Raw genomic sequence first — 24,409 nt, 5'->3', positions numbered from 1 at the left:
CACGCGTGAGCAACACAATGGACGGTGTCAGACGCCGGGGCGTGCTCGCTGCCGGCCTGGCCGGTGCGGGCGCCGCACTGGTGCCCGTCGGGCGGGCCGCAGCCGCCACGCCGGGCGCCGGGACGACGGCGGCGTCCGGCGGTGGCGGGCAGGGTGTGCGACGGGTGCTGAACTTCAACACCGGCTGGGCCTTCTGGCGTGAGGACGCCGCCGGTGCCAAGGAGCCCGGATTCGACGACGCCCAGTGGGCGGCGGTGTCGCTGCCGCACACGATGCGCCTGGAGCGCAAGCACCCCTCGGTGTACGACGCCTTCGCCGGGATCGGCTGGTACCGCCGGTATTTCCGCGTCGACTCGCAGGACGAGGGCCGCCGCGTGACCGTGGTGTTCGACGGCGTCCAGACCGACTGCGTCGTCTACCTGAACGGCGAGAAGGTCGCCGAGCACCAGGGTGGCTACATGGGCTTCGTCGTGGACATCACCGGCAAGGTCCGCTTCGACGGCGACAACGTTCTCGCCGTACGCGTGTCGAACCTCGACGACCAGCTCACCCCGCCCGGCAAACCTCGCACCCAGCTCGGCTTCCTCACCTTCGGCGGCATCTACCGAGGTGTCACGCTCCGGGTGACGGACCCGGTGCACATCTCAGACCCGCTGCAGGAGGACCTGGTCGCCGGGGGCGGCGTCTTCGTCTCATACTCGAAGGCGAGCAAGCTCCGGGCGACGGCCCAGGTCAGGACACATGTGGTGAACGAGACGGCCGACGCCGCCCGGACCAGGCTCGTCACCACCTTGTACGACGCCCAGGGCACGGTCGTCGCCCGGGCCACGGACCGGGCAACGGTCTCCGGGAAGGACGGGCACACGTTCGCCCAGACGCTGAGCGTGGCCCGTCCGCACCTGTGGCATCCCGACTCCCCGTACCTGTACCGGCTCGTCAGCCAGGTCCACGTGGGTGACCGCCTCGTCGACACGGTCACCACACGGACCGGTGTCCGGCGCATCGACTTCACGGCGGACGGGTTCCGCCTCAACGACGAGCGGCTGTACCTGCGCGGCGCCAACTGCCACCAGAACTACGCCTACATCGGCGACGCCGCCCCGGCCTCGCTCAAGTACCGCGAGGCGCTGCGCCTGAAGCTCGGCGGGTTCAACGCCGTACGTACGGCGCACTACCCGCACGACCCCGCGTTCCTCGACGCCTGCGACGAACTCGGCCTCCTCGTCGTGGCCTGCGAGCCCGGTTGGCAGAACTGGAACGGCGACCAGACCTTCGTCTCCCGCACCTACCGCGACATCGCCACGATGATCCGCCGCGACCGCAACCGCCCCTCGGTGATCCTCTGGGAGACGTCACTCAACGAGACCGGGTACCCGCAGTGGTGGGCGAAGGAGGCCGACTCCGTCGCCCACGCCGAGATGCCGGGCGACCAGATGTTCACCTCGGCGGACTATGGCACCTGGGGAAGCGAGTACGACGTCAACTACAAGGTGGTGAACACCGACGGCTCGGATCCCGCGCCGAACGTGCCCTTCCTCACCCGGGAGTGGGGCGACTGGGAGGACCCGAGCCGCACCGATCGCGCCGCCGGAGACGGGGCGATGGTGGGCCAAGTCATCACCCGTCAGCGCTACTTGAACGGCGACGGCTACTGGGACTGGGGCGGCCTCGACGCCCACAGCCGCATCGGCGGCCATTTCCTGTGGGTCTTCGAGGACTACGGAACCAACGACACCTACCAGAAGTCCGGCGCCGTCGACATCGACCGGTACCCCAAGTACTGCTACCACTGGCTCAAGTCCATGCAGTCGGCCACGAACCCGAACCACGGTGGACCGATGGTCTTCGTCGCGAGCGCCCATACCGCCGACTCGCCGAAGGACGTGCGGGTCTTCAGCAACACCGACCGGGTCCGCCTCTACCAGAACGGCCGCCTCGTCGAGGAGCAGACGCGTGCGGGCAACGCCGCGAGCGCACCGAACGTGGCGGCCAAGGGCGGCAGCCCGTACTACACGTTCCGTCTGCCGGAATTTGCCGCCGGAGAACTCCGGGCCGAGGGCTACCTGGGAGACGTGCTCGCGGCCACCCACAGCGTCAACACCCCTGGAACGGCGCACCACTTGGAGGTCGTGGCCGACGACGCGGGCGTCCGGGACGCGCTCGTCGATCTGTTGGCCCGCGCCCTGGGCGACAGTTCGCAGGACGGGAAGAAGACGGCTCGCAAGCTGCTGGCGGAGATCCGGCCCGGACAGCTGGACCAGCTCGTCGACCTGGCCGGCAAGAAGAGCGGCCGCACCCTGGCGACGCAAGAGGCTGCGGCCCTGCGCACGGTCGCCGGGCTGCTCGAACGCATCCGGCCCGTCGCCGACGGCTCCGACCTGATCCCCGTGTACGTCAAGGTGGTGGACGCCGACGGGAACCTCGTCCCCGACTCCTCCGCCACCCTCGACCTCGAGGTGACCGGAAACGGCACGCTGGTCGGTGCGGACATCCCGCGGATCGCGGTCCAGACGCAGAAGGCACAGGGCGGCATCGGCTACGCCCTGATCGCCACCGGCACCGCCGGGGGATCTCTCACACTCACCGCGACCTCGACCGGTCTGGCCGACGGTGCGTACACGGTACGGACCGAGCCCTACCGTGGCACGCACGTCACCGACGGCACCCACCCCACATGGAAGAACATCTCCACCCTGGAGAGCCAAGGTGCTCAGAACCTGGCCCTGTTCAAGGAAGCGACCGCCTCCACCACCCAGTCAGGACACGAGCCGGGCGACGCCGTGGACGACGCGGCGGAGTCCAAGTGGGTCGGAGACGGTTCCGATCCGGCCTGGTGGCAGGTCGACCTCGGGGCGTCGGTCGCACTCGAGCAGTTCCAGATCCTGTGGGAGACCGACGAGACCGCGTACCAGTACCGGATCTTGACGTCCGACGACGGCGCCACCTGGAAGACATCCGTCGACGCGCACGACAACACCGCGGCAGTGACCACCGCGGTCCATCAGGTGGAGGTCACGACGCGGTACGTACGCGTCGACATCCTCGACGCCGGTGACTGGTGGCCCTCCATCCGCGAGTTCCGTGCGGTCCCGCCCGGCGGCAGCGGCGGCGTGCCCCCGGCCGATCCGGGACCGAAGATCGCCCGCGACCAGATCGAGACGGTCACGGCCACCAGCACCGCCACCGGCTTCGCGCCCGACAAGGCCTTCGACGGCGACATCACCTTCGGCACCGGTTGGAGTGCCGCTACCCCGGCCGTTCCGCAGACCCTCACCGCGGAGCTGGCCGCGGCCCACGACCTCGCCGGAGTGCGTATCCACTGGGGCAAGGACAGCAGCTGGTACACCTACGACCTGCAGACCTCCACCGACGGCAGCACCTGGGACACGGCACTCTCCGGCCTGACCCGAAGCGGTCAGTACACCCTTCCCGAGGTCTTCACAGCGCCGGACGTGCGCCAGATCCGCATCACCGTGACCCAGGTCAGCGGCGGCGGCGCGCAGAGCGTCGCGGGGATCGCGGAAGTGATCCTCTACGGCGGGCCGGCCTGAGGCAGCCCCTCCCGGCAGGAGGGTCAGGTCGCAGGAGAGTCGGCCACGTTCGGCACGCGCCAGCCGGCGAACCGGGCCTGAGGCAAGCCCGGAGCCGGGCGCCCGACCGGACATCCTGCCCGGTCGGGTCCCCGGCATCTGCGCCTGGAAGAAGCCCAGCTTCTTCGGCGGGTACGAGACGAGGAGGTTCTTTGCCTCTTGGTGGTACAGCAGATGAACCCATGATCACCAGGAGAAACGGTCGCTTGTAGGTCTCAGTGGAGAGGGCTGGTCCGGAAATGGTCCAGATCGTGGTCCGGGTGGTCGTCGGGCGGCGGTGAGGCTGTGCCGCCGAGGCCCGTTATGGGTCAGCCAGTCGCGCAGGACTCTGCTGACGGCGGGCACCGCCACGTACGTCATCAGTACGTTGAAGACGGCGGCTCTGATCAGGCTGTTGAGCAGGAGGGGGAGTGCGGCCAGGTGCGGCATGAGGAAGAGGCCGCCGACTACGGAGACCGGGTAGATCGCCAGGGTCGCGCTGATCGCCGTCTTCCACCGGGGCGGCGCCGGCCATGTCGAGCCCGGTTTGGCGAACCAGGTCTCCATGCCGGTCAGGGTGCGCCGGGCGGTCTCGCTGTGGTGGTGCCCTTCGCAGTCGGCGAACCAGGCTGCCCGTTCGGGCGACTCCTGCCATGCCCGGCAGGTTTCTGCGTTCCGGAACCGGTGGACGAGGAGCCAGGGGCGTCGCCGCCGGAGGTGCGGAAGAGTCCGTACCCCAGGTGGTCGGGGAAGGCGGCCGCGCTCTCCAGGATGCCCTTCGCCCAGAGCTCGAAGTCGGCTTCATGCCCGGGGTCGCCCCGGCGGGCTGTCAGAAGGGTTACCTCGCCGGTGTCGGCGGGGACAGTAGCGAGCTCAAGGGTGACCGTAGTCACACGTACTCCTCGTGATCATGCCGCGCCCGGCCACACTCTACGCGCAGGTGCGCCGGGAGCTCAGCGCCCCAGCCGGGAGTCGAGCCAGGTGAGGACCTCGGGAGTGACGGGGTCGGTGATGTCCGCGAACTCCTGGTGTTTGGTGAGGAACTTGGCGACGTAGGGGCAGACGGGCACGATCCGCATCCCGGAGGCGCGGACGTCGGTCAGGGCCTGCTCGACGAGGATCGCGGCGAGTCCCTGGCCTGCGTAGGCGTCGTCGATCTCGGTGTGGAAGAAGACCCGCTGGCCGTCGCGGTCGCGATAGGCGGTCAGACCGGCGCGCTTCTCGTCGACGAGGATCTCGTAGCGGTGGCGGTCGTCGGCGTGGCGGACGATGGGGGCGGTGTTGGTCTGCTCGCTCATGGCGATGATCCTTCCGGTGAGGGGTTCAGTGGCGGGAGGGGTTCTTGCGGGGTGTGATGACGGCGTTGGGCAGGGCGGGGGCGGGCAGTCGGTCACCGGGGTAGCCGTCGACGGTGCCGAAGCGATCGGAGGCGCGCTCCCAGTCCTCCCGGGCCTCGACGATGTCCTGGTGCCTGCGGCCGATGAAGTTCCACCACATCACGATCTTCTCCTCGAAGGGCGGGCCGCCCAGGAGGACCGTCCGGGCCGGGTGCTCGGAGACGTTGGTGAGGGTGAGGGTGGCGCGGCCGGGGGCGGCATAGCCGAGTTCCGCGGGGCGCAGGGGAGTTCCGTCGAGGCGGACGTCGCCCTCGTCGACGAGGAGTCCGTGTTCGAAGCCGGGATCGACGTCCAGGGTGACGGTGGCACCGGCGTCGATCAGGACCTCGGCGCCGAGGAGCGGGGTGAATGTGCGCACGGGGGAGGTGTCGCCGACGAGGGTGCCCAGGAACACCCGCAGTCGTGCGCCGTCGACGCGGAGCTGCTCGGGCGCGTGGTGCTGGAAGTCGCGGGGGGCGTTGCGGTGTTCGTCGGGGAGGGCCACCCAGAGCTGGACGCCGTGCAGGACGGTGGTGCCGGGGGTGGAGACCTCTGTGTGGCTGATCCCGTGGCCCCCGGTCATGAGGTTGAGTTCGCCCGGCCGGACGAAAGCCTGGGTGCCCAGGCTGTCGCGGTGCTCGATCTCCCCGCTGAACAGCCAACTCACCGTCTGGAGCCCGGTGTGCGGGTGCGGGGCGACGTCCATGCCGCCAGAGTCGGCGACCCGGTCGGGGCCGTAGTGGTCGGCGAAGCACCAGGCCCCGATGAGCGTTCGGGACCGCTGCGGCAGGGTGCGCCGTACGGTCATCGCCCGTGGCCCACCCAGCGGGACGTCCCGGGAGGTGAGGACCTCGACGTGGGCCTCGGCCTCGACCTCGGTGTGATCCATCTCCCGGCCCCTCTTCCACCAAAGTAGTTTCGCTTTCAACGAGTTTCGGTGATCATAGTCCCAAAGGCAAACCACGACAACAGGTGAAGGAGTGCAGGGTGATCGAGACGGCACAGGCCACGGCGGCCCCCCGGGCCACCGATCGGATCTACCTCGACAAGCAGAGCCCCGCCGCGTACCAGGCACTGGTCAAGACCGCCGACGTCGTCCGTGCGACGGCTGCCGAGGCCGGCCTGGACCGGATCCTGGTTGAGCTGGTCAACCTCCGCGTGTCCCAGCTCAACGGCTGCGCCTTCTGCCTCGACGTCCACACCCGGGCCGCGCTGCGCGCCGGGGAGACCGGTCGTCGCCTCGGTGTGCTCGCCGCCTGGCGGGACACCGAGCTCTTCACCGCCCGCGAGCGCGTCGCCCTCGCCCTGGCCGAGGCCGCCACCCACCCAGCCGACGCCCTCGCCCAGGAGCGGGCGTACGCGGAGGCGGGGGAGGTGCTGGACGATGACGAGATCTCCGCCGTGGTCTGGGTGGCGATCACGATCAACGCCTTCAACCGGGTCTCGATCCTGAGCAAGCACCCGGTGCGGGAGGCTCCCGCCCGCTGAACGCCTACGGGGCCGTCGCCCAGCCCGCACCCCCGGGACCGAGAGCCGCCACAGCGCCACCGCGCCTGCGGTGAGCAGCGTCAGCGCCACTCCAAGGGCGAGCCAGAGCCCGACCTTCAGGAGGACGACTCCGACGAGGGCGCCGAGGAGCATCGCCAGTACGGACAGCATCCGTCGGCCGGGCCGGAGTCCGCGGCGAGCCCGGTCAGGGTGAGGGTGAGAAACGGTGGTCGTCAGGTCCGGGGCGCCGCCCCGCCGGGCGACCGCGTTCTGCAGCCCCATCGCGAGACCGAGGGCTGAAGCGGGCTCTTTGGTCCGCGACTGGTCCGGAACAGCTGGTCGGGAGCGGGATTGCCGCGGGAGAAACTGGAAGTTACGGCGCAAACCAGGCTCGGGCCTGAGTGGGATGAATGGAAGGCGCCTGACGGGCATGCGCCCAGGTCAGGCGCCTTCTTTCGTGCTCCTAGAAGAACCCGAGCTTCTGCGCCGAGTACGACACGAGCAGGTTCTTCGTCTGCTGGTAGTGCTCCAGCATCATCTTGTGGTTCTCGCGGCCGATTCCCGACTGCTTGTACCCGCCGAAGGCGGCGTGGGCCGGGTACGCGTGGTAGCAGTTCGTCCAGACGCGGCCCGCCTGGATCGAACGGCCCGCCCGGTAGGCCGTGTTGATGTCGCGGGTCCACACGCCCGCGCCGAGGCCGTACAGCGTGTCGTTGGCGATCTTGATGGCGTCGTCGTAGTCGGCGAACGAGGCGACCGAGACGACCGGACCGAAGATCTCCTCCTGGAAGATCCGCATGCGGTTGTTGCCCTCGAAGATCGTGGGCTGGACGTAGTACCCGCCCGCCAACTCGCCGTCGTACTCGATGCGCTGGCCGCCCGTCAGAACCTTCGCGCCCTCCTGCTGGCCGATGTCCAGGTAGGAGAGGATCTTCTGGAGCTGGTCGTTGGACGCCTGGGCGCCGATCATCGTGTCGGTGTCGAGCGGGTTGCCCGGCTTGATGGCCTCCGTGCGCGCGATCGCCGCGTCGAGGAACTCGTTGTAGTGACCCTGCTGGATCAGCGCACGCGAGGGGCACGTGCAGACCTCGCCCTGGTTGAGGGCGAACATCGTGAAGCCCTCGAGGGCCTTGTCGCGGAAGTCGTCGTCCTTCGCCCACACGTCGTCGAAGAAGATGTTCGGCGACTTGCCGCCGAGTTCGAGGGTGACCGGCTTGATGTTCTCGGACGCGTACTGCATGATCAGTCGGCCCGTCGTCGTCTCGCCGGTGAACGCGACCTTCGCCACGCGCGCGCTGGACGCGAGCGGCTTGCCCGCCTCCACGCCGAAGCCGTTGACGACGTTCACGACACCCGGCGGCAGCAGGTCGGCGACCAGGCTCAGCCAGTAGTGGATGGACGCCGGGGTCTGCTCGGCGGGCTTGAGGACGACCGCGTTGCCCGCGGCGAGCGCCGGGGCCAGCTTCCACGTGGCCATCAGGATCGGGAAGTTCCACGGAATGATCTGCGCCACGACACCGAGCGGCTCGTGGAAGTGGTACGCGATCGTGTCGTCGTCGATCTCGCTGAGCGAGCCCTCCTGGGCACGCAAGGCACCCGCGAAGTAGCGGAAGTGGTCGATGGCGAGCGGGATGTCGGCGGCGAGCGTCTCACGGACGGGCTTGCCGTTCTCCCAGCTCTCGGCGACCGCCAGCTTCTCCAGGTTCGCCTCCATCCGGTCGGCGATCTTGAGGAGGATGTCGGCGCGCGCGGTGGGCGATGTACGGCCCCAGGCGGGGGCGGCGGCGTGCGCCGCGTCCAGGGCGCGCTCGACGTCCGCCTCGGTGCCCCGGGCGATCTCGGTGAACGGCTTGCCGTTGACCGGACTCGGGTTCTCGAAATACTGGCCGAGGGCCGGCGGCACGTACTCGCCGCCGATGAAGTGGTCGTAGCGCGACTGGTAGGAGACGACTGAGCCGTTGGTACCGGGCGCTGCGTAAAGGGTCATCTTGGCTGGCCTCCCGTGCGAGCCGCCCGCCGTTGGGCAGCTTTCGCCCGGGAGGCTAGGCGCGCGGACGTTGCAGATACGTTGCGTACGACGTCGGGGAGCCGGCCGCGGCCTGCTCCGCGTCGAGCTCCTTGAGGCGGGCCAGCACGGGCGGCGCGGGACGCACCGAGGCAAGCGCCCGCCACACGTCGAGGTCCTCCTCGCCCCACGGCGCGTGCGCCCAGTCCGCCAGCAGGTCGGGGTCGCCCCGCGCGATGAGCGCGGCCCGTATCTCGTCGGTGAGCCTGCGCCGGATACGAACGACGGCCGGAGCCTGCGAGCCGGGCAGCAGCGGTCCGCCGAACGCGGCGGCTGCCGCCGTCACCGCACCCGTTCCCAGGCGCCGTTCGACCGTCCCGAAGTCGGACTCGACGGGGGACGCCAGACGGTAGGGGCGCGAGCCGAGGACGTCGGGGCCGAGGACTCGGCGCAGGCGCGCGAGTTCGGCCCGCAGGGTGACGGGTGTGACCGACTCGTCCTCGTACAGCGCGCACAGCAGCTCGTCGCCGGTCAGGCCCTCCGGGTGGCGGGCCAGCAGGACGAGGATCTCGCTGTGCCGGCGGCTGAGCCGGATCTTGCGGCCGGCGCTGGTGACGATCAGGGCCTCGTCCCGGCCCAGCGCGGTGAGCCGGAGGCTGTCCGCGTCCGAGGGCGGCGGTGCGAGCAGCGCGAGCTGGGACTCCGCCGCGCGGGCCACCGCCTGGACGAACGCCAGGCTGTGCGGATGGGCCAGCCCGTCCCCGCCCGTGATGTCGACGGCGCCGAGCAGCCGCCCGGAACGCGGATCGTGCACGGGGGCCGCCGCGCAGGTCCACGGCTGGACGCGCCGGATGAAGTGCTCGGCGGCGAACACCTGGACGGGCCGGTCGACCGCGACGGCCGTACCCGGTGCGTTCGTCCCCATCGCCGTCTCGGACCAGCGCGCGCCCGGCACGAAGTTCATCGTCCCCGCCCGTTGCCGGGTCGTCCGGTCGCCCTCGACCCACAGAAGCCTGCCGTGCGCGTCGCACACGGCGAGCAGATGCTCGCCGTCCCGGGCGAACGTCCCCATGAGTTCACGGAACAGTGGCATGACCCTGGCCAGGGGATGCTCGGCGCGATACGCCCCGAGGTCGCCGTCGCTCAGCTCCACCGACGCGGACGCGTCCGGGCTGACGTGCGCGCCGGCGGAGCGCCGCCAGGAATCGGCCACCACGGAGCGCACCGGCCGGGACACGGTCCCCGCGGCGGTGAACGTCTCGTGCGCGCGGCGCAGGACCCGTACCCGCTCGGACGGATCGGTGCCCGGCTCCAGGGCCACCCATGGATCGGTCAAGTCGGCCTCCCCGGCGGGCGATGCGGCGGTGCATCGCTGTGGGGACATCGTCGCGCCGGGGGCGCATACGGACAAGCGTCCCGACACTGATCCGCACGGATGCGTCACAGTGCGTGCGCGCCGGGCAGGCCGACCCCGCTGCGCCCCTGCCCGCTCCTCAGGCGAAGTTGACCATGCGGATGTAGCGGGACCAGTCCCAGTACGGGCCCGGATCGGTGTGGTCCGTGCCGGGGACCTCGACGTGCCCGAGGATGTGCTCCCGGTCCATCGGAATGCCGTACTTGGCGCAGATCGCGGCCGTCAGGTCGGCCGACGACTGGTAGAGGGCGTCGGTGAAGTACTCCGGCTGGTCGACCCAGCCCTCGTGCTCGATGCCGATGCTGCGGGTGTTGTAGTCCCAGTTCCCCGCGTGCCAGGCGATGTTGCGCTCGCGGACGCACTGGGCGATGTGGCCGTCGGACGAGCGGACCACGTAGTGCGCGGAGACCTGCTTGGCCGGGTTCTGGAAGATGGCCAGGGCGTCGGCGTACGTCTCCTGGGTGACGTGGATGATCACGTAGTTCAGGGGGTAGCTGGTGGGGCGGCTGGACGCCGTGTAGTTGGAGGTGCTGGCCGGGACGGACTCGGCGCCCGGATAGTCGACGGTCGGCGCTCCGGCCGAGGCGCGGGCGGCGGGGAGCAGGGCTGTGGGCACGGCGGCGAGGGCGCCGGCCTGGAGCAACCGGCGTCGGCTCGGAAGGGGCCTTCGGTCCATGACGGGTCTGCCTCTCTGGTGGGGGCGGTGGGGCAGGGCCTTGTCGGCGAACGGTGTGTCGTCAGAAGGTGCGGTGGTCCGGGCGGGGGAGCGTCGCGGCGATGTCCCTCAAGCGCGCGTGCAGCCCGCGGTGGGTGTCTCGCGCCGGCAGCCATTCCTTGCGAAGCTTGGCCACGCACGTGTAGTTCGTGTCGCAGACGTTGGCGAGCGGAGACTCGACGGTCTGCGAGGCGAACTGGTACGCGTCGAGCTCACTGAAGCCGTAGTCGCGCTCCAGCCAGCGCACCAGGTCGAGCTGGGATATCCGGAACGCGTCCTCGAGGGGCCGCGCCGACCCTGTCGAGATGATGTGGGTGTCGGACTCGATGCGCGGCCACGGTGTGGCGACGCCCTTGAGGAGCTCGACGATCACGACGGTCCGCATGGCGCACTCGACGGCGACGCCGCACGTCTCCCCCTCGCCCTGCCGCGCGTGTCCGTCGCCGAGGCTCAGCAGCGCACCCTCGACATTCACCCCGAGATAGCAGGTGACGCCGGCCCGCATCTCCGGCGAGTCCATGTTGCCGCCGTGCGCGTCCGGGACGAGGGCGGAGCGGACCTCGAGGTTCGCGGGCGCGACGCCGACCGTTCCGTGCATCGGGTCCATCGGCAGCTCGACCTGGAGGTCACTGTCGCGCGCGGCGAACCGGGCGGTGCGGCGCTCCCGGTCGAGGTGCCACATCCATACGACCTCGGGCAGCGGCGGCTGGAGTGTGGCCGTGGTGTGGGTGGACGTGAGCGCGCCGAAGAGCGGGACCGTCGTGGACGCCGCCCAGTCGCGGGCCGGTTCGACGGACACGAAGTGCACCGCGACCGTGTCACCGGGTTCGGCACCCTCGATGTGGAACGGGCCGGTCTGCGGATTGAGGAACGGGAACTCGCACACCTGCGACACCAGATCCTTCTCGGACCGCACCCGCCCACCGAAGCAGTCCTCCGTGTACAGGTCCAGGACCGTGCCCGGTGCGATCCTGGCGACGGGTGGCGCCCCACCGAACGTGTAGGCGTACTCGCCCGGTTCGGGCCGCACGGTCAGGATCCGGGGGTCGCTCATCGCTGTACAGCTCCGCTCTGTGAGGTGGGCGCGTCAGGGTCCGCGCCCCGGTCCGAGTCTCCGTCGGATGCATCGTCGAGATGGACGCGTCCGGTCTCCGCTATGCGTTCCGGATGGCGTCGCAGGAGCACCAAGAGCACCACGATCCCCGCGAGCATCCACACGGCGACGACCGGGCCCGCGTAGGACACCGGCGCCGTCAGCGGCGACACGAAGTCGAAGACCGGCAGGCCCGCGGCCGTCAGCAGCGCGGGCACGAAGGCGACGATGCCGAGGAGCGGGAAGAGGAGATGGCGCACCGGACGCAGCGCGGAGCGACCGCGACGCAGGAAGTACCCGGCACAGGAGAGGTTCGCCACGATGTACACGCCGATGATGACCGTGACGATCACCGTCGCCAGGAGCAGGAACGCCGTCACCGGGTCGTAGGCGAATCCGAGCCCGAGCATGGCCGAGACCGCGACGACGAACTGGACGGCGACGCCGGTGACGGGGGAGCGGCGCCGCGGGTGCAGGCGCGCGAAACCGCTCGGGAAGACACCGATGCGGCCGAGAGCGAACGCCGTGCGCGTCGAGACGTTGGCGCACGCGTTGGCGTTCGCGACCGTCGAGTTCACCACGGCGAGGAACACCAGGACCCAGAACAGGCCGAACGACGCGCGGGCCACACCCTCCCACGACGCGGCGCCCTCCGCCCCGAACGTCGCGAACTTGCCGGGCCCGAAGTACACCGACATCGCGTAGGTCGTCAGTACGTAGAAGAGCCCGATGGCCAGGGCCGACCCGAGGACCGCCCGGTGCATGGTGCGTCGCGGATCGCGGGTCTCCTCGGCGAGGGGCGCGGCCGCCTCGAACCCGGCGAACGCCAGCACCGTGTACACCGAACCGGCGAAGACGCCGCTCAGGCCCTCGTACCCCGGCGCCGTGTGCGAAGTGCCAAACACCGAAAGGGTGTTGTGGCTGCCGGCCTTCGAGATCAGCAGGATCGCGAAGGCCAGGAAGACGATGACTTCGAATGCGCCGAGCACTGTCCCGAAGCGGGCCGACGCCCGCACTCCGAAGTAGCCCGCCACAGCGATGATCACCGCTCCGGCGACCGACCACGGCCACCACAGGTCAGCGGGGTACGACGACCACTCGTGGTGCAGCGTCCCGGCCGTGGTGAAGCCCAGCTGCAGCAGAAGCAGAGGCGGCACGAGGGCCTCCACGAACACATAGCTCCAGCCGACGAGGAACCCCACGCCGGGATGGAGGCCGCGCGCGGCGTACGTCGACACGGATCCCGCCGCGGGCAGTTCGCGTGCCAGCTCCGCCACGCACGACGCCGTGAACAGGCAGGCCACCAACGCGATCAGCACGGACAGCGGCAGGCTGCCGCCCGCGAACGCCGTACCCGCCGGGATCGACGCGGCGACCGCGGCCGCCGGCGCCATCGCCGTGATGCTCTGGAACAGGACCTCGCGCAGTCCGATCGCCCCGCGCAGCAGCCCCGTTCCGCTCTGAACGCTTGCCCCCGACACCTGCATCCCCCGATCCACGGGGACGCGCCACCGCGCCGAGGCGGTGGCGTCCCGCGTGAATTACGTTAAGGGCCTTGGCGGTTGGGACGGAAGAGGGCGCGGCGCGCCTGTGGACAACTCGCCCGTTGTGAACAACCGCACGTCAGAGGTCCGAACCTCTGGCACTTGCGCGCCGCGGCACGGGGGTGTCCCACGGCCACCGGCGTCCTACGAGGCCACCGCCACCGGATCGTCGAGCACCGCCCGCACCACCGAGTGCGCCGCCCCCAGCAGGGGGCCGTCGGACCCCAGGCGTGACACCGCCACCCCGGCGGCCGGCGTCGCCGTCCGGCGTGTCAACTCCTTTTCCAGCGCGGGCAGTAGCCACGGCGCGAGCCGCGAGAGCGCCCCGCCGAGCACGACCGCCCGCGGATCGAGGAGGTTCACTGCCCCGGTCAGCGCGATACCCAGGGCGGTCCCGGCCCCGCGCAGCGCCCGCCGCACATCCGTGTCCCCTGCCGCGGCGCGCTCGGCGAGCAGGCCCACCCGGTCCTCGCCGGGCCCCAGCCCGGCCGCCCGCAGCACGGCCTCCTCGCCCGCGTACTGCTCCAGGCACCCGCGCCCTCCGCAGGGGCACGCCGGGCCCTCCGGGCGAACCGGAACGTGCCCCAACTCGCCCGCGAATCCACGGGTTCCGCGCAGCAGCTTGCCGTCGACGACGAGCGCGGCGCCGATGCCGATCTCGGCCGAGACGTGCAGGAAGTCGGCGGGGGTGTCCTCGCCGAGCCAGAGCTCGGCGAGGGCCCCGAAATTCGCCTCGTTGTCGACGGCCAGGGGCAGAACGAACGGCGCCGCGGCCGCCGGCGGCAGCAGCGCGGCGACGTCCGTGTCGTGCCAGTCCAGGTTGGGCGCCCGGACCACCGTGCCGGCGCCGCGTGCGACCAGGCCCGGCACCGCGACCGCGAGGCCCGCCGGGCGCAGTCCGTCCCGTTCGGCACGGGCCGTCACCTCCCGCACCAGCACGGACAGTTCCTTCAGGACGGGTCCGGGCGCGCGTCCGCGGTTGGCGACGCGGCGCACGGCACGCGCGCGTACCTCGCCGCCCAGATCGACCGCGCACGCCGCGAGATGGTCGACGCCCACCTCGGCCCCGATCCCGGCGGGGCCGCGGCGGCTGACCGCGAGCGCCGAGCCGGGACGCCCGACCCGGCCGGGCCGCTGCGGGCCGAGCTCCTCGATCAGACCCGACCGGATCAGTTCGTCGACGAGCGTGGACACCGCGGCCCTGGTCAGCCCGATGCGCTGGGCGACCGTGGCCCGTGACAACGGGCCGTCGGTGGCGACGGCGTGCATGACCCGTGAGAGGTTGCGCCGGCGCATGCCCTGCTGGGTGTCGGGCGTGCCGGGCCGGGGCTCGTGCAGTGGTGCGGTCATGCCTCCGGACGCTCCCATGGGCTCGGGCCGGCGCACGGGGTCGTCGGCCTTCCTGGATCCTCGGTCGGCCGGGTGGTCAGCGCGGGCCCCTGTCCAGGAGCGGGGCCGCGTCGGAGAGTACCCCGGAGATCCGTGCCAGCGCCTCGGCGTCCTGCTCCACGGGGTCGAGAACGGGCCCCTGCGCCGTGCCCCAGCGCCGTGCCACCGCCGCCGGATCCTCCCCGGTCAGCATTCCGGCGGCCTGTGCCGCGGCGCCGAGCGCGACCAGCTCACGGGCCTCCGGCACCTGCACGGCGCGGCCCGAGAGCCGTCGTACGGTCTGCTGCCAGGCTGTTCCCCGGGCGCCGCCCCCGATGAGCAGCAGCGGCACCGACAGGTCGGCGTCGGCGTCGAGGACGAGGTCGAGCGCGCCCAGGAGCGCGTGGACGGCGCCGTCGTAGGCGGCCTGCAGAAGCTGACCGCCCGTGGTGTCGTGCCGCAGTCCGTGCAACAGCCCTGAGGCGTTCGGCAGATCGGGCGTGCGCTCGCCGTCCAGGTACGGCAGCAGCGTGATGTCGCCGCCGCCTTCCACGGCCTCGCGGTCCAGGCCGAGCAGCGCGGCGACCCGGTCGACGGCCAGTGTGCAGTTCAGGGTGCACGCGAGAGGCAGCCAGTCGCCGCGCGCGTCGGCGAAACCGGCGACGGTGCCGGTCGGGTCCGCGGGGCGGTGCCGCGACACCGCGTACACCGTGCCGGACGTGCCGAGGCTGAGGACGGGGGTGCCGGGCCGGAGGCCGAGGCCCAGAGCGGCCGCCGCGTTGTCGCCCGTGCCGGCGGCCACCAGCGTCCCCTTGGAGAAGGGGAGTTCACCCGTGGTGTGGACCGTGCCCGCCACCTCTCCGGGGCGCACGACCCGGGGGAGCAGCGCAGGATCGAGCCCCACGCGCGCGAGGATGTCGTCGTCGTACGACTCCGTGGCCGATGCCCACCAGCCCGTGCCCGAGGCGTCGCCGCGGTCCGTCGTGCCGTCGCCGGTCAGCCGCTGTGTGAGGTAGTCGTGCGGGAGCCGTACCGCGGCCGTGGCGCGTACGGCGTCCGGCTCGTGCTCGGCCAGCCACGCCCACTTCGTGACAGTGAAGGAGGCCCCCGGCACGCTGCCCACCCGCTCGGCCCACGCCTTGGGCCCGCCCATCTCGTCGATGAGGCGGCGGGCCTGGGGTGCCGAGCGCACGTCGTTCCAGAGCAGCGCGGGACGCACCGGCCGGCCCGCGGCGTCCAGGGTGACCAGGCCGTGCTGCTGGCCGCCGACCGACACCGCGGAGGCCCGGTGCGCCGCGTCACCGCACTGGCGCAGCGCCTCGCACAGGGCGGTCCACCACTGCTCGGGGTCGCTCTCGCGGCCCTGCCCCGCGCTCACCGTGTGCGGTGCCTGGCCGCTCGCCACGACCGCGCCCGTGGCGGCGTCGACGACCAGGGCCTTCGTGGACTGCGTGGAGCTGTCCACCCCGACGACGAGTGGTCCATCGGCTGATGACATGCGGCTCTCCCGTTCCCGACAAGACGATTCCGTGGCTGTCCGAAGTGCATGTGCGACAGAGCGTTCACCCCATGCTCTCCCGAGATGCCTCTTCCCAGCGACGTGTCCGCATACTAATTTGTAAAGTGCCATGACGAAATAGGCATGACTGGCGAGGAGCCGCGACATGACGTACCGACCCACCCCTGACGACAAGTTCAGCTTCGGCCTGTGGACGGTCGGCTGGCAGGGACGCGACCCGTTCGGCGACGCCACCCGCGCCGCGCTCGACCCGGCCGAGTCCGTGCGGCGCCTGGCCGACCTCGGCGCCTACGGGGTGACGTTCCACGACGACGACCTGATCCCCTTCGGGGCCTCGGACACCGAGCGCGAGTCACACGTCAAGCGCTTCCGCCAGGCCCTCGACGCCACCGGCCTGATCGTCCCGATGGCCACCACCAACCTCTTCACGCACCCCGTCTTCAAGGACGGCGCGTTCACCGCGAACGACCGTGACGTACGCCGGTACGCCCTGCGCAAGACCGTCCGTAACATCGATCTCGCCGTCGAGCTCGGCGCGAAGACGTATGTCGCCTGGGGCGGCCGCGAAGGCGCCGAGTCGGGCGCGGCCAAGGACGTGCGCGCCGCCCTCGACCGGATGAAGGAGGCCTTCGATCTGCTCGGCGAGTACGTCGTCGAGCAGGGCTACGACCTGAAGTTCGCGATCGAGCCGAAGCCGAACGAGCCGCGCGGCGACATCCTTCTGCCCACCGTCGGCCACGCCCTGGCGTTCATCGAGCGCCTGGAGCGGCCCGAGATGTACGGCGTGAACCCGGAGGTGGGCCACGAGCAGATGGCGGGGCTCAACTTCGCGCACGGCATCGCCCAGGCACTGTGGGCGGGCAAGCTCTTCCACATCGACCTCAACGGCCAGACGGGCATCAAGTACGACCAGGACCTCCGCTTCGGCGCGGGCGACCTGCGCTCGGCGTTCTGGCTGGTCGATCTGCTGGAGAGCGCCGGGTACGAGGGGCCGCGGCACTTCGACTTCAAGCCGCCGCGCACGGAGGACCACGACGGGGTGTGGGCGTCGGCCGAGGGCTGCATGCGCAACTACCTGATCCTGCGCGAGCGTGCGGCCGCGTTCCGGGCCGACCCGGAGGTTCAGGAGGCGCTGCGTGCCTCGCGCCTCGACGAGCTGGTGCAGCCGACGGCCGCCGACGGCCTGTCGGGTCTGCTCGCCGACGAGTCCGCCTTCGAGGGCTTCGACGTGGAGGCGGCCGCAGCCCGCGGCATGGCCTTCGAGCGCCTCGACCAGCTGGCCATGGACCACCTCCTGGCGGTCCGGGGCTGACACTCACGCGCGCGTGGTGCCCGACCGGCACCACGCGCGCGTAGCCCTCGGTTCGGCCTCCGCCCATTCCGTGCGGGGCCGATCGATGGCTGGACACGCCGTCGCCCCCGGATCCACTTGGCCGACCGGGCGGCGCACCGATGCGTGGAGAGCGTCTGTGATACTTCGGCGATGGACACACGTACGACGGCAGAAGCGGAACGGCCTGGTCAGAAGGGTTCCGAGGCATCCCGGCCGTCCCGCGTCCGGTGGGAGCTGAGGGTCGCCGGGACCGCCGACGTGGAGCCGATCGCAGAGCTGCGGGCCGTGGTCATGCGGCCGGACCTGGTGCGCCTCGGCCGCTACGACGAACACCGTGTCCGGCAGCGGCTGCGCGACACGTTCTGCGAGGGGTACACGTCCGTCGTCCTGGTCGACGGCGCGTTCGCGGGCAGCGTCACGATGCGCCCGTCGCCGTCAGGCGGCCAGTGGATCGAGCACTTCTACCTCGCCCCGGAACAGCAGGGGCGAGGCCTCGGCACGTCCGTCCTGCGCGCACTTCTCGACCGTGCCGACGCGGCGGGCGAGACCGTACGCCTGGACGTCGTCCAGGGCAGCGCGGCCCGCCGCCTCTACGAGCGCCACGGCTTCACCCTCGAATCGCAGGACCCGATCGACGTGTTCATGGTGCGTGCCCCACGGGTCGAGCGTGAGGCCCGCACCTGACCTCGAGGGCGCGACGCGGACGGTTCACGCCCCCACCCACACCGTGGTGATGTTGCAGAACTCGCGGATTCCGTGGGCGGAGAGCTCTCGGCCGTAGCCGGAGCGCTTGATGCCGCCGAAGGGGAACGCCGGATGGGAGGCGGTCATTCCGTTCACGTAGACGCCGCCCGCCTCGATGTCGCGGGCGAAACGGTCGATCTCCGCCGCGTCGTGCGTCCATACGTTGGAACTCAGCCCGAACGGTGAGTCGTTGGCGAGGGACACGGCCTCGTCCAGGTCACCGACGCGGTACAGCGTGGCGACCGGTCCGAAGGTCTCCTCGCGGTGGATGCGCATGTCCTTCGTGATGTCCGCGATGACCGTGGGCTCGTAGTACCAGCCGCTCTTGGCGTACGCCTCGGGGCGTTGTCCGCCGCACAGCACCGTCGCGCCGCACTCCACGGCGTCGTCCACGAGCTCCTCCAGATCGGCGCGGCCCTGCTCGCTGGCGAGCGGCCCGACGTCGGTGTTCTCGTCCATCGGGTCGCCGACCCGCAGGGCCCGCATCCCGGAGACGAACAGCTCGGCGAACTCGTCGTAGACGTCCCTGTGCACGATGAACCGCTTCGCCGCGATGCAGGACTGCCCGTTGTTCTGGGCCCGCGCCGTCACCGCGACCTTCGCGGCCTTCGCGACGTCCGCCGACGGCATCACGACGAACGGGTCACTGCCGCCGAGCTCCAGGACCGTCTTCTTGACCTCGTCACCCGCGATCGATGCGACGGAACGTCCCGCCGGCTCGCTGCCGGTCAGCGTCGCCGCCACGACCCGCTCGTCCCGCAGCACGCCCTCCACAGCGCGGGAACCGATGAGCAGCGTCTGGAAGCAGCCGTCCGGGAACCCGGCCCTGCGGAAGAGGTCCTGGAGGTACAGCGCGGTCTGCGGCACGTTCGACGCGTGCTTGAGCAGTCCTACGTTGCCTGCCATCAGGGCGGGCGCGGCGAACCGTACGACCTGCCACAGCGGGAAGTTCCACGGCATCACGGCGAGGACGATGCCCAGCGGCCGGTAGCGCACATGGGCGCTGACCGCGCCGGAGTCCTCCACGTCCTTGGCCGAGGGGTGCTCGTCGGCGAGGAGTTCCTGGGCGTGCTCCGCGTACCAGCGCATCGCCTTCGCGCACTTCGCGGCCTCCGCGCGGGCCGCCACGACGGGCTTGCCCATCTCGGTGGTCATGACGCGCGCGATGTCGTCACGGTCCGCGTCGAGCAGGTCGGCGGCGGTCTGAAGCAGCCGGGCCCGTTCGAAGAACGTGCTGGTGCGGTACGTGCGGAACGTGCCGGCGGCGAGGAGGATCCGGTGCTCGATCTCCTCGTCGGTCAGGGCGTCGTACGTCTTGAGCGTCTCGCCGTTCGCGGGGTTGACCGTCGCGATGGGCATGGGGGTGACCTCCTCTGCGCGGTGCTTCGACCTTCCCGCGTCACGTCGCGCCGCGCAACGCGGACGGGCCGTGTACCCGGTGGCGCGGGTGTCAGACGTGCTCGGCGAGCCGGTCGAGGAAGACGGCCTGCGCCTGCACGACGAGGGCGCGCCCCGCGTCGAGCCCGAGCCAGGCCGCGCGGTCCAGCTCGGGGAACTCGGCCAGGCGTCCCGAGCCCTTCGGCCACTCCATCGTGAACGTGCCGGGCACGAAGCCGCCCAGATCGAGGTCGCCCTCCACGGCCCACACGGTGACGTGCTTGCCGCCGGACTGCACGGTGTCGCCGAGCGGCACCGGCGTGCCCTCCGGCGGGGCGAGGCCCAGTTCCTCCCGGAACTCCCTGCGCGCCGCCGCCCACGGCTCCTCGTCGTCCGTGTACTCGCCCTTCGGCACCGTCCACGCCCTGGCGTCGCGCCGCTCCCAGAACGGGCCGCCCATGTGTCCGAGCAGCACCTCGGTACCGGCGGCCGTGCGCCGGAACAGCAACAGCCCCGCGCTCTGCTTCTTGTACGCCATGGCACCAGTGTCGGGGCGCTCCATGTGAACGGCGCCCTCCGCGCGGCCCTCCGAGTGCGAGGAGGCGCCGCGCCGGTGGAGCGCGAAGGTCACGACGAGGCCGACCGCGAAGAACAGCGCCGACCACCGGTACGCGGTCGGGTATGTCTGCATGGGAACAGCAACACGCCGAACATGCGCGCGCCCGAGATGGAGATCGCGAGGAACGATGCTCCGCGGTCCTGGTCCTGGTCCAGGTCCCGGTCCTGGTCCTGGTCCTGGTCCAGGACGACTCGCAGCGGCAGCAGCGGATGCGGGGCGCGCGTCTCCCACGTGCCGAACACCATGAGCAGGACCCCCGACGACGAGGAACTCCCAGGTCTCCAAGGCCCCCGCCCACGCTGCGGGCACCCGTACCGGGCGGCGACCGGGACGGTCGACGCCCGGGTGGGTGACCGGATCAGGACGAGGAGTTCGAGGCCCGCCCGGACGTGCCGCGCGCCTCGGCCTCCGCGCCGACCGGATCCTGCGCGTCCCGCGGCGCGGGCACGATCCCCGTACCGGCGGTGACCACCGCGGCCGGTGCGTCGCCGCGGTGCCGCCACCGCGACACGCGCATCGCGACGGGCTCGGTGAAGCGCGCCGTCAGCGGTCCGACGATCACGAGGATCAGGACGTACGCGGTGGCCAGCGGGCCGAGCCGGGGCTCGATGCCTGCGGTGACCGCGAGGCCCGCGATGACGATGGAGAACTCGCCGCGCGCCACGAGCGCGCCGCCCGCGCGCCAGCGGCCCTTGACGGAGATCTTCGCCCGCCGCGCCGCCCAGTAGCCCGTCGCGATCTTCGTGCAGGCCGTGACGACCGCGAGAGCGAGCGCCGGAAGCAGGACCGGCGGGATGCTCGCCGGGTCGGTGTGCAGTCCGAAGAAGACGAAGAACACGGCGGCGAACAGATCGCGCAGCGGAAGCAGCAGCGAGTGGGCGCCCTCGGCGACCTCACCGGACAGGGCGATGCCGACGAGGAACGCGCCGACGGCCGCCGACACCTGGAGCTGCTGCGCGATCCCGGCGACCAGGATCGTCAGGCCGAGCACGACCAGGAGCAGCTTCTCCGGGTCGTCGCTGGAGACGAACCGGGAGATGAGCCGCCCGTAGCGCACGGCGAGGAACAGGACGAGGCCCGCCGCACCGAGCGCGATGGCCAGCGTGACACCGCCCGCCGCCCAGCCGACGCCCGCGAGCAGAGCCGTGATGATCGGCAGATAGACGGCCATGGCCAGGTCCTCGAGGACCAGGATGCTGAGGATCACCGGGGTCTCCCGGTTGCCGACCCGGCCGAGGTCGCCGAGCACCTTGGCGATCACACCCGACGACGAGATCCAGGTGACACCGGCGAGGACGACGGCGGCCACCGGGCCCCAGCCCATGAGCAGCGCCGCCGCGGCGCCGGGCAGAGCGTTGAACGCGCAGTCGACGAGGCCCGCCGGGTACTGCGTCTTGAGGTTGCTGACGAGATCGCTGGCCGTGTACTCCAGGCCCAGCATCAGCAGCAGCAGGATGACGCCGATCTCGGCGCCGATGGCCACGAACTCCTCGCTCGCGCCGAGGGGGAGCAGCCCGCCTTCGCCGAACGCGAGCCCCGCAAGCAGATAGAGGGGGATGGGTGAGAACCGGAACCGCCCGGCGAATCTGCCCAGCAGGCCGAGCGCGAGGATGATCGCCCCGAACTCGATGAGGAACACCGCGGAGTGCATCCGATCACTCCCTTCCGAGAATCGTCGCCGCCGCTTCCACACCTTCGCGGGTGCCGATGACGATCACGGTGTCCCCGCCGGCGAGCCGGAAGTCGGGGGTGGGCGACGGGATCGCCTCGGCGCGCCGCAGCACGGCCACGATCGAGGCGCCGGTCTCCGTCCGCAGCTGCGTCTCGCCCAGCACGCGACCGTTCCAGTGCGAGGTGGCGCCGATCTCGATGCGCTCGGCGACCAGGCCCAGATCGGTGGTGTGCAGCAGGTTCGGACTGTGGTGGGACGGCATCAGCGCGTCGATCAGCGCGGCCGCCTCACCGGACGTCAGCTTCAGCGACAGGTCGCAGGCGTCCGGGTCGTCGGTCCGGTAGGCGCTCAGGGTGCGCCCGCCGTCCCGGTGCGCGACCACCGACACCTGCCGTTGGTCGCGGGTGGTCAGGTCGTACCGGAAGCCGATCCCCGGCAGTGGCGTGCGGCTCAGGCGTGAAGCGGGCACAGCTCTCCCCTTGTCCGTGCTTGTCCTGGATGATGCATGGCGCCTGCAAGTACAGGTGCCGGGTGTCACCCTATCGGCCTCAAGATTTGGCAAAGAAACGGTCTTGTTTCGGCGTCGCGCTCTTACCGCGCCGCGTGCGCGGCGAGCACCGTCTCGACCGTGTCCGCGTCCTCGGCCGCCTTGTCCTCGCGGTAGCGCACGACGCGCGCGAAGCGGAGCGTGACGCCGGCCGGATAGCGCGTGGACTTCTGCAGACCGTCGTAGGCGATCTCCACGACCAACTCGGGCCGCACCGTCACGACGTGACCGTCGTCGCTCAGGGCCAGCTCCCGCAGCCGCTCCGTCTGCCAGGTGAGCAGTACGTCCGTGAGCCCCTTGAACGTCTTGCCCAGCATCGCGAAGGAGCCGTCCGGCCTGCGGGCGCCGAGGTGCAGGTTCGACAGCTTGCCCGTGCGTCGGCCATGCCCCCACTCGGCCGCGAGCACCACCAGGTCCAGCGTGTGCACGGGCTTCACCTTCAGCCAGGACGCGCCACGCCGCCCCGCGCTGTACGGGGCGGCGAGCGCCTTCACGACGACGCCTTCATGGCCGCGCCGCAGGGTGTCGGCGAAGAACGCGTCGGCGGCGGCGCGGGCCGCCGCGTCCCCTCCGTCCGGTACGACGACGTGGCGCACCCGCATCGCCTCCGGCACCAGGCGGGCGAGACGCGCGTGGCGCTCGGCGAACGGCAGATCGAGCAGCTCGTCCCCGCCCGCGTACAGGGCGTCGAAGAACACCGGCACCACGGGAACGGACCCCGCGGCCGTCGCCACGTCCACCCGCGAACCCACGCGGCTCGCGATCTCCTGGAACGGGCGCGGCCGTCCGTCCCCGTCCAGCGCGATGACCTCCCCGTCGAGGATGAAGCGGCCGCCGTCGAGCCCGGCCGCCGCGGCGGTGACCTCGGGCAACCGGTCGGTGATGTCGTCGAGCGTGCGCGTGTAGACGCGTACGACGTCACCGTCGCGGTGCACCTGCACGCGGATGCCGTCGAGTTTCTCCTCCACCGCGCACGCCCCGAGCTTGTCGACGGACTCCCCGACCGAGGACGCGCTGTGCGCCAGCATGGGGAACACCGGGCGCCCGACGGTCAGTCGGAATCGGTTCAGCGCGTCCGGGCCCTCGGCCAGCAGTGCCTGCGCCACCACCTGGAGGGACCCGGTAAGCATCACCGCCCGCCGCACCTCTTCCGGCGGCGCGCCGGTCGCCTGCGCCAGTCCCTCCAGTGCCACCGCGTCGAGAGCCCCCTGCCGCAGTTCGCCGGTGAGCAGACCGAACAGGAACCGCTGCTCGTCCTCGGTCGCGGCACCCATCAACTCCCCGACGAGCCGCGCCCGTTCGGCCTGCGACCCCGCGCCGGCGACATCGCCGAGCGCGGTCAGCGCGGCATCGACGTCCTGGACCGTCAGCCGGGGCCGTGTGGCAGGCTCCACCGGATCGCGCAGCACCCGCCACCCGACGCCGAGACGTCCCTGCGGGAGGCGTCCCGCCAGGTGAGGGATCACGATCGGTACGTCGTCCGGTTCCGCCGCCCGGAAGAGCTCGGCGAGCAGCGCGATCTTCCGCGACCGCGCCTTGGTGGCCGCGACCTCCTGGGACACCTGCGCGAGCCGGGAGAACAGCATGCAGCCATCCTGCACCGGGCCGAGCTGCGGCGCACGAGGGTGCGGGCATCCGCCGGCGGACCGCGCTCCCCGATGGATTCCCGACGGGAACACGTCCTTCACGGTTTATCCCTGCCCAGGGGAATACTGTTCCGCGATGCGAGACCGGCGCGGAGATTTCTTGACCGGCCCGGCACGCCCCTGGTTGGATCAGTGGCATGAACACGAGACTGGACCTCACGCGGCGACGCCATGTCGACCTCGCGCGCGTCTCCAGCTCCTCCTGTTGCCGCGCCCTCTGACGGGTCTCCCACACCCCGGCTGCCAGGCCGCCTCTCCCGCGACCGGCTCTGTCGGACCTCCACCGTGCCGATGGATCTCCGCACGGCTCCTCATCGCGCCGCACTGAACCGCACCGTGCATTCGGTACGCCTTCGGCATGCGTGAATTCCTTCTTTTCC

General features: G+C 71.3%; 21 protein-coding genes. 5 read left to right on the top strand and 16 right to left on the bottom strand.

Translation table 11 applies throughout. The features are described from left to right. The first annotated feature begins 5 nt into the window (after nt 1–5). Nucleotides 6–3,551 carry a discoidin domain-containing protein gene (locus ACFC96_RS03640; protein ID WP_376609996.1) on the top strand — a complete coding sequence of 1,182 codons (3,546 nt, stop codon included), beginning with the start codon at nt 6–8 and terminating at the stop codon, nt 3,549–3,551. A gap of 225 nt (nt 3,552–3,776) precedes the next feature. On the opposite strand, the gene ACFC96_RS03635 is transcribed toward ACFC96_RS03640, so the two are convergent. From ACFC96_RS03635 to ACFC96_RS03620, 4 genes are read right to left on the bottom strand one after another with little or no spacing between them, the layout of a single operon-like run. Continuing rightward, nucleotides 3,777–4,136 carry a hypothetical protein gene (locus ACFC96_RS03635; RefSeq protein WP_376225717.1) on the bottom strand — a complete coding sequence of 120 codons (360 nt, stop codon included), beginning with the start codon at nt 4,134–4,136 and terminating at the stop codon, nt 3,777–3,779. Between the two features lie 5 nt (nt 4,137–4,141). After that, nucleotides 4,142–4,462: a hypothetical protein gene (locus ACFC96_RS03630; RefSeq protein ID WP_376225719.1), complete on the bottom strand. Its 321-nt coding sequence runs from the start codon at nt 4,460–4,462 to the stop codon at nt 4,142–4,144. 60 nt (nt 4,463–4,522) lie between these two features. Continuing rightward, nucleotides 4,523–4,867 carry a GNAT family N-acetyltransferase gene (locus ACFC96_RS03625; RefSeq protein ID WP_340459681.1) on the bottom strand — a complete coding sequence of 115 codons (345 nt, stop codon included), beginning with the start codon at nt 4,865–4,867 and terminating at the stop codon, nt 4,523–4,525. A gap of 25 nt (nt 4,868–4,892) precedes the next feature. Next, nucleotides 4,893–5,834 (bottom strand): pirin family protein, encoded by a 942-nt coding sequence (locus ACFC96_RS03620; RefSeq protein ID WP_376225720.1) that lies wholly within the window; start codon nt 5,832–5,834, stop codon nt 4,893–4,895. 98 nt (nt 5,835–5,932) lie between these two features. On the opposite strand from ACFC96_RS03620, the gene ACFC96_RS03615 reads away from it, so the two are divergent. Further along, nucleotides 5,933–6,433 (top strand): carboxymuconolactone decarboxylase family protein, encoded by a 501-nt coding sequence (locus tag ACFC96_RS03615; protein ID WP_340457987.1) that lies wholly within the window; start codon nt 5,933–5,935, stop codon nt 6,431–6,433. A 463-nt stretch (nt 6,434–6,896) separates the two neighbouring features. Here the strand turns inward: ACFC96_RS03615 and ACFC96_RS03610 are convergent, their stop codons facing one another. The 7 genes from ACFC96_RS03610 to xylB all read right to left on the bottom strand — a co-directional run bounded on the left by ACFC96_RS03610 (nt 6,897) and on the right by xylB (nt 16,070). Beyond that, nucleotides 6,897–8,420 carry an aldehyde dehydrogenase family protein gene (locus ACFC96_RS03610; RefSeq protein WP_340457986.1) on the bottom strand — a complete coding sequence of 508 codons (1,524 nt, stop codon included), beginning with the start codon at nt 8,418–8,420 and terminating at the stop codon, nt 6,897–6,899. A gap of 55 nt (nt 8,421–8,475) precedes the next feature. Continuing rightward, nucleotides 8,476–9,774: a GAF domain-containing protein gene (locus ACFC96_RS03605; protein WP_376609994.1), complete on the bottom strand. Its 1,299-nt coding sequence runs from the start codon at nt 9,772–9,774 to the stop codon at nt 8,476–8,478. A gap of 157 nt (nt 9,775–9,931) precedes the next feature. Then, complete coding sequence (locus tag ACFC96_RS03600; RefSeq protein ID WP_376609992.1) at nt 9,932–10,528, bottom strand: N-acetylmuramoyl-L-alanine amidase; 597 nt, start codon at nt 10,526–10,528, stop codon at nt 9,932–9,934. 61 nt (nt 10,529–10,589) lie between these two features. After that, nucleotides 10,590–11,621: an acetamidase/formamidase family protein gene (locus tag ACFC96_RS03595; RefSeq protein ID WP_376609990.1), complete on the bottom strand. Its 1,032-nt coding sequence runs from the start codon at nt 11,619–11,621 to the stop codon at nt 10,590–10,592. Next, nucleotides 11,618–13,147, bottom strand: a complete 1,530-nt coding sequence (locus ACFC96_RS03590) for an APC family permease (protein ID WP_376609988.1) — start codon at nt 13,145–13,147, stop codon at nt 11,618–11,620. Before ACFC96_RS03590 ends, ACFC96_RS03595 begins: the two co-directional genes overlap by 4 nt. A 201-nt stretch (nt 13,148–13,348) precedes the next feature. Beyond that, nucleotides 13,349–14,554 carry an ROK family protein gene (locus ACFC96_RS03585; RefSeq protein ID WP_376609986.1) on the bottom strand — a complete coding sequence of 402 codons (1,206 nt, stop codon included), beginning with the start codon at nt 14,552–14,554 and terminating at the stop codon, nt 13,349–13,351. Between the two features lie 76 nt (nt 14,555–14,630). After that, the gene (gene xylB, locus ACFC96_RS03580) at nt 14,631–16,070 is read right to left on the bottom strand and encodes a xylulokinase (RefSeq protein ID WP_340457980.1); all 1,440 of its coding nucleotides are present in this window, start codon (nt 16,068–16,070) and stop codon (nt 14,631–14,633) included. A gap of 166 nt (nt 16,071–16,236) precedes the next feature. Here xylB and xylA point away from each other — a divergent pair, with 166 nt between their 5' ends. Together xylA and ACFC96_RS03570 are read left to right on the top strand one after the other, a co-directional pair. Beyond that, nucleotides 16,237–17,403, top strand: a complete 1,167-nt coding sequence (gene xylA, locus ACFC96_RS03575; RefSeq protein WP_376609984.1) for a xylose isomerase — start codon at nt 16,237–16,239, stop codon at nt 17,401–17,403. Between the two features lie 171 nt (nt 17,404–17,574). After that, nucleotides 17,575–18,108: a GNAT family N-acetyltransferase gene (locus ACFC96_RS03570; RefSeq protein WP_376609982.1), complete on the top strand. Its 534-nt coding sequence runs from the start codon at nt 17,575–17,577 to the stop codon at nt 18,106–18,108. Nucleotides 18,109–18,132: 24 nt separating this feature from the next. On the opposite strand, the gene ACFC96_RS03565 is transcribed toward ACFC96_RS03570, so the two are convergent. The 5 genes from ACFC96_RS03565 to ACFC96_RS03545 form a co-directional block, all read right to left on the bottom strand. Beyond that, nucleotides 18,133–19,527: an NADP-dependent succinic semialdehyde dehydrogenase gene (locus ACFC96_RS03565; RefSeq protein ID WP_376609980.1), complete on the bottom strand. Its 1,395-nt coding sequence runs from the start codon at nt 19,525–19,527 to the stop codon at nt 18,133–18,135. Between the two features lie 91 nt (nt 19,528–19,618). After that, nucleotides 19,619–20,083 carry an NUDIX domain-containing protein gene (locus ACFC96_RS03560; protein ID WP_376610514.1) on the bottom strand — a complete coding sequence of 155 codons (465 nt, stop codon included), beginning with the start codon at nt 20,081–20,083 and terminating at the stop codon, nt 19,619–19,621. 439 nt (nt 20,084–20,522) lie between these two features. Next, nucleotides 20,523–21,815: a cation:proton antiporter gene (locus ACFC96_RS03555; protein WP_376254100.1), complete on the bottom strand. Its 1,293-nt coding sequence runs from the start codon at nt 21,813–21,815 to the stop codon at nt 20,523–20,525. Nucleotides 21,816–21,819: 4 nt separating this feature from the next. Further along, a complete protein-coding gene (locus ACFC96_RS03550; RefSeq protein WP_206301994.1) occupies nt 21,820–22,305 on the bottom strand; it encodes a cation:proton antiporter regulatory subunit in 486 nt (161 codons plus the stop codon). A 122-nt stretch (nt 22,306–22,427) separates the two neighbouring features. Then, nucleotides 22,428–23,969, bottom strand: coding sequence for an ATP-dependent DNA ligase (locus ACFC96_RS03545; protein WP_376609979.1), 1,542 nt, complete (start codon nt 23,967–23,969; stop codon nt 22,428–22,430). 197 nt (nt 23,970–24,166) lie between these two features. On the opposite strand from ACFC96_RS03545, the gene ACFC96_RS03540 reads away from it, so the two are divergent. Continuing rightward, nucleotides 24,167–24,250 carry a putative leader peptide gene (locus ACFC96_RS03540; protein ID WP_376255027.1) on the top strand — a complete coding sequence of 28 codons (84 nt, stop codon included), beginning with the start codon at nt 24,167–24,169 and terminating at the stop codon, nt 24,248–24,250. The last annotated feature ends 159 nt before the right edge of the window (nt 24,251–24,409 follow it).

It is taken from the genome of Streptomyces sp. NPDC055955 (assembly GCF_042270245.1).
In the GTDB taxonomy this organism is placed as follows: Bacteria; Actinomycetota; Actinomycetes; order Streptomycetales; family Streptomycetaceae; genus Streptomyces.
The sequence above is the reverse complement of the archived record's forward strand: the minus strand, read 5'-3'. Positions and strand labels throughout refer to the sequence as shown.

Bases quoted from the DNA above. Each gene is read 5' to 3' on its own strand.
- ACFC96_RS03610 (WP_340457986.1), bottom strand. From the start codon at position 8,420: ATGACCCTTTACGCAGCGCCCGGTACCAACGGCTCAGTCGTCTCCTAC.
- ACFC96_RS03570 (WP_376609982.1), top strand. From the start codon at position 17,575: ATGGACACACGTACGACGGCAGAAGCGGAACGGCCTGGTCAGAAGGGT.
- ACFC96_RS03545 (WP_376609979.1), bottom strand. From the start codon at position 23,969: ATGCTGTTCTCCCGGCTCGCGCAGGTGTCCCAGGAGGTCGCGGCCACC.
- ACFC96_RS03635 (WP_376225717.1), bottom strand. From the start codon at position 4,136: ATGGAGACCTGGTTCGCCAAACCGGGCTCGACATGGCCGGCGCCGCCC.
- ACFC96_RS03555 (WP_376254100.1), bottom strand. From the start codon at position 21,815: ATGCACTCCGCGGTGTTCCTCATCGAGTTCGGGGCGATCATCCTCGCG.
- ACFC96_RS03590 (WP_376609988.1), bottom strand. From the start codon at position 13,147: ATGCAGGTGTCGGGGGCAAGCGTTCAGAGCGGAACGGGGCTGCTGCGC.
- xylB (WP_340457980.1), bottom strand. From the start codon at position 16,070: ATGTCATCAGCCGATGGACCACTCGTCGTCGGGGTGGACAGCTCCACG.
- ACFC96_RS03625 (WP_340459681.1), bottom strand. From the start codon at position 4,867: ATGAGCGAGCAGACCAACACCGCCCCCATCGTCCGCCACGCCGACGAC.
- ACFC96_RS03595 (WP_376609990.1), bottom strand. From the start codon at position 11,621: ATGAGCGACCCCCGGATCCTGACCGTGCGGCCCGAACCGGGCGAGTAC.
- ACFC96_RS03560 (WP_376610514.1), bottom strand. From the start codon at position 20,083: ATGGCGTACAAGAAGCAGAGCGCGGGGCTGTTGCTGTTCCGGCGCACG.
- xylA (WP_376609984.1), top strand. From the start codon at position 16,237: ATGACGTACCGACCCACCCCTGACGACAAGTTCAGCTTCGGCCTGTGG.
- ACFC96_RS03600 (WP_376609992.1), bottom strand. From the start codon at position 10,528: ATGGACCGAAGGCCCCTTCCGAGCCGACGCCGGTTGCTCCAGGCCGGC.
- ACFC96_RS03540 (WP_376255027.1), top strand. From the start codon at position 24,167: ATGAACACGAGACTGGACCTCACGCGGCGACGCCATGTCGACCTCGCG.
- ACFC96_RS03585 (WP_376609986.1), bottom strand. From the start codon at position 14,554: ATGACCGCACCACTGCACGAGCCCCGGCCCGGCACGCCCGACACCCAG.
- ACFC96_RS03620 (WP_376225720.1), bottom strand. From the start codon at position 5,834: ATGGATCACACCGAGGTCGAGGCCGAGGCCCACGTCGAGGTCCTCACC.
- ACFC96_RS03565 (WP_376609980.1), bottom strand. From the start codon at position 19,527: ATGCCCATCGCGACGGTCAACCCCGCGAACGGCGAGACGCTCAAGACG.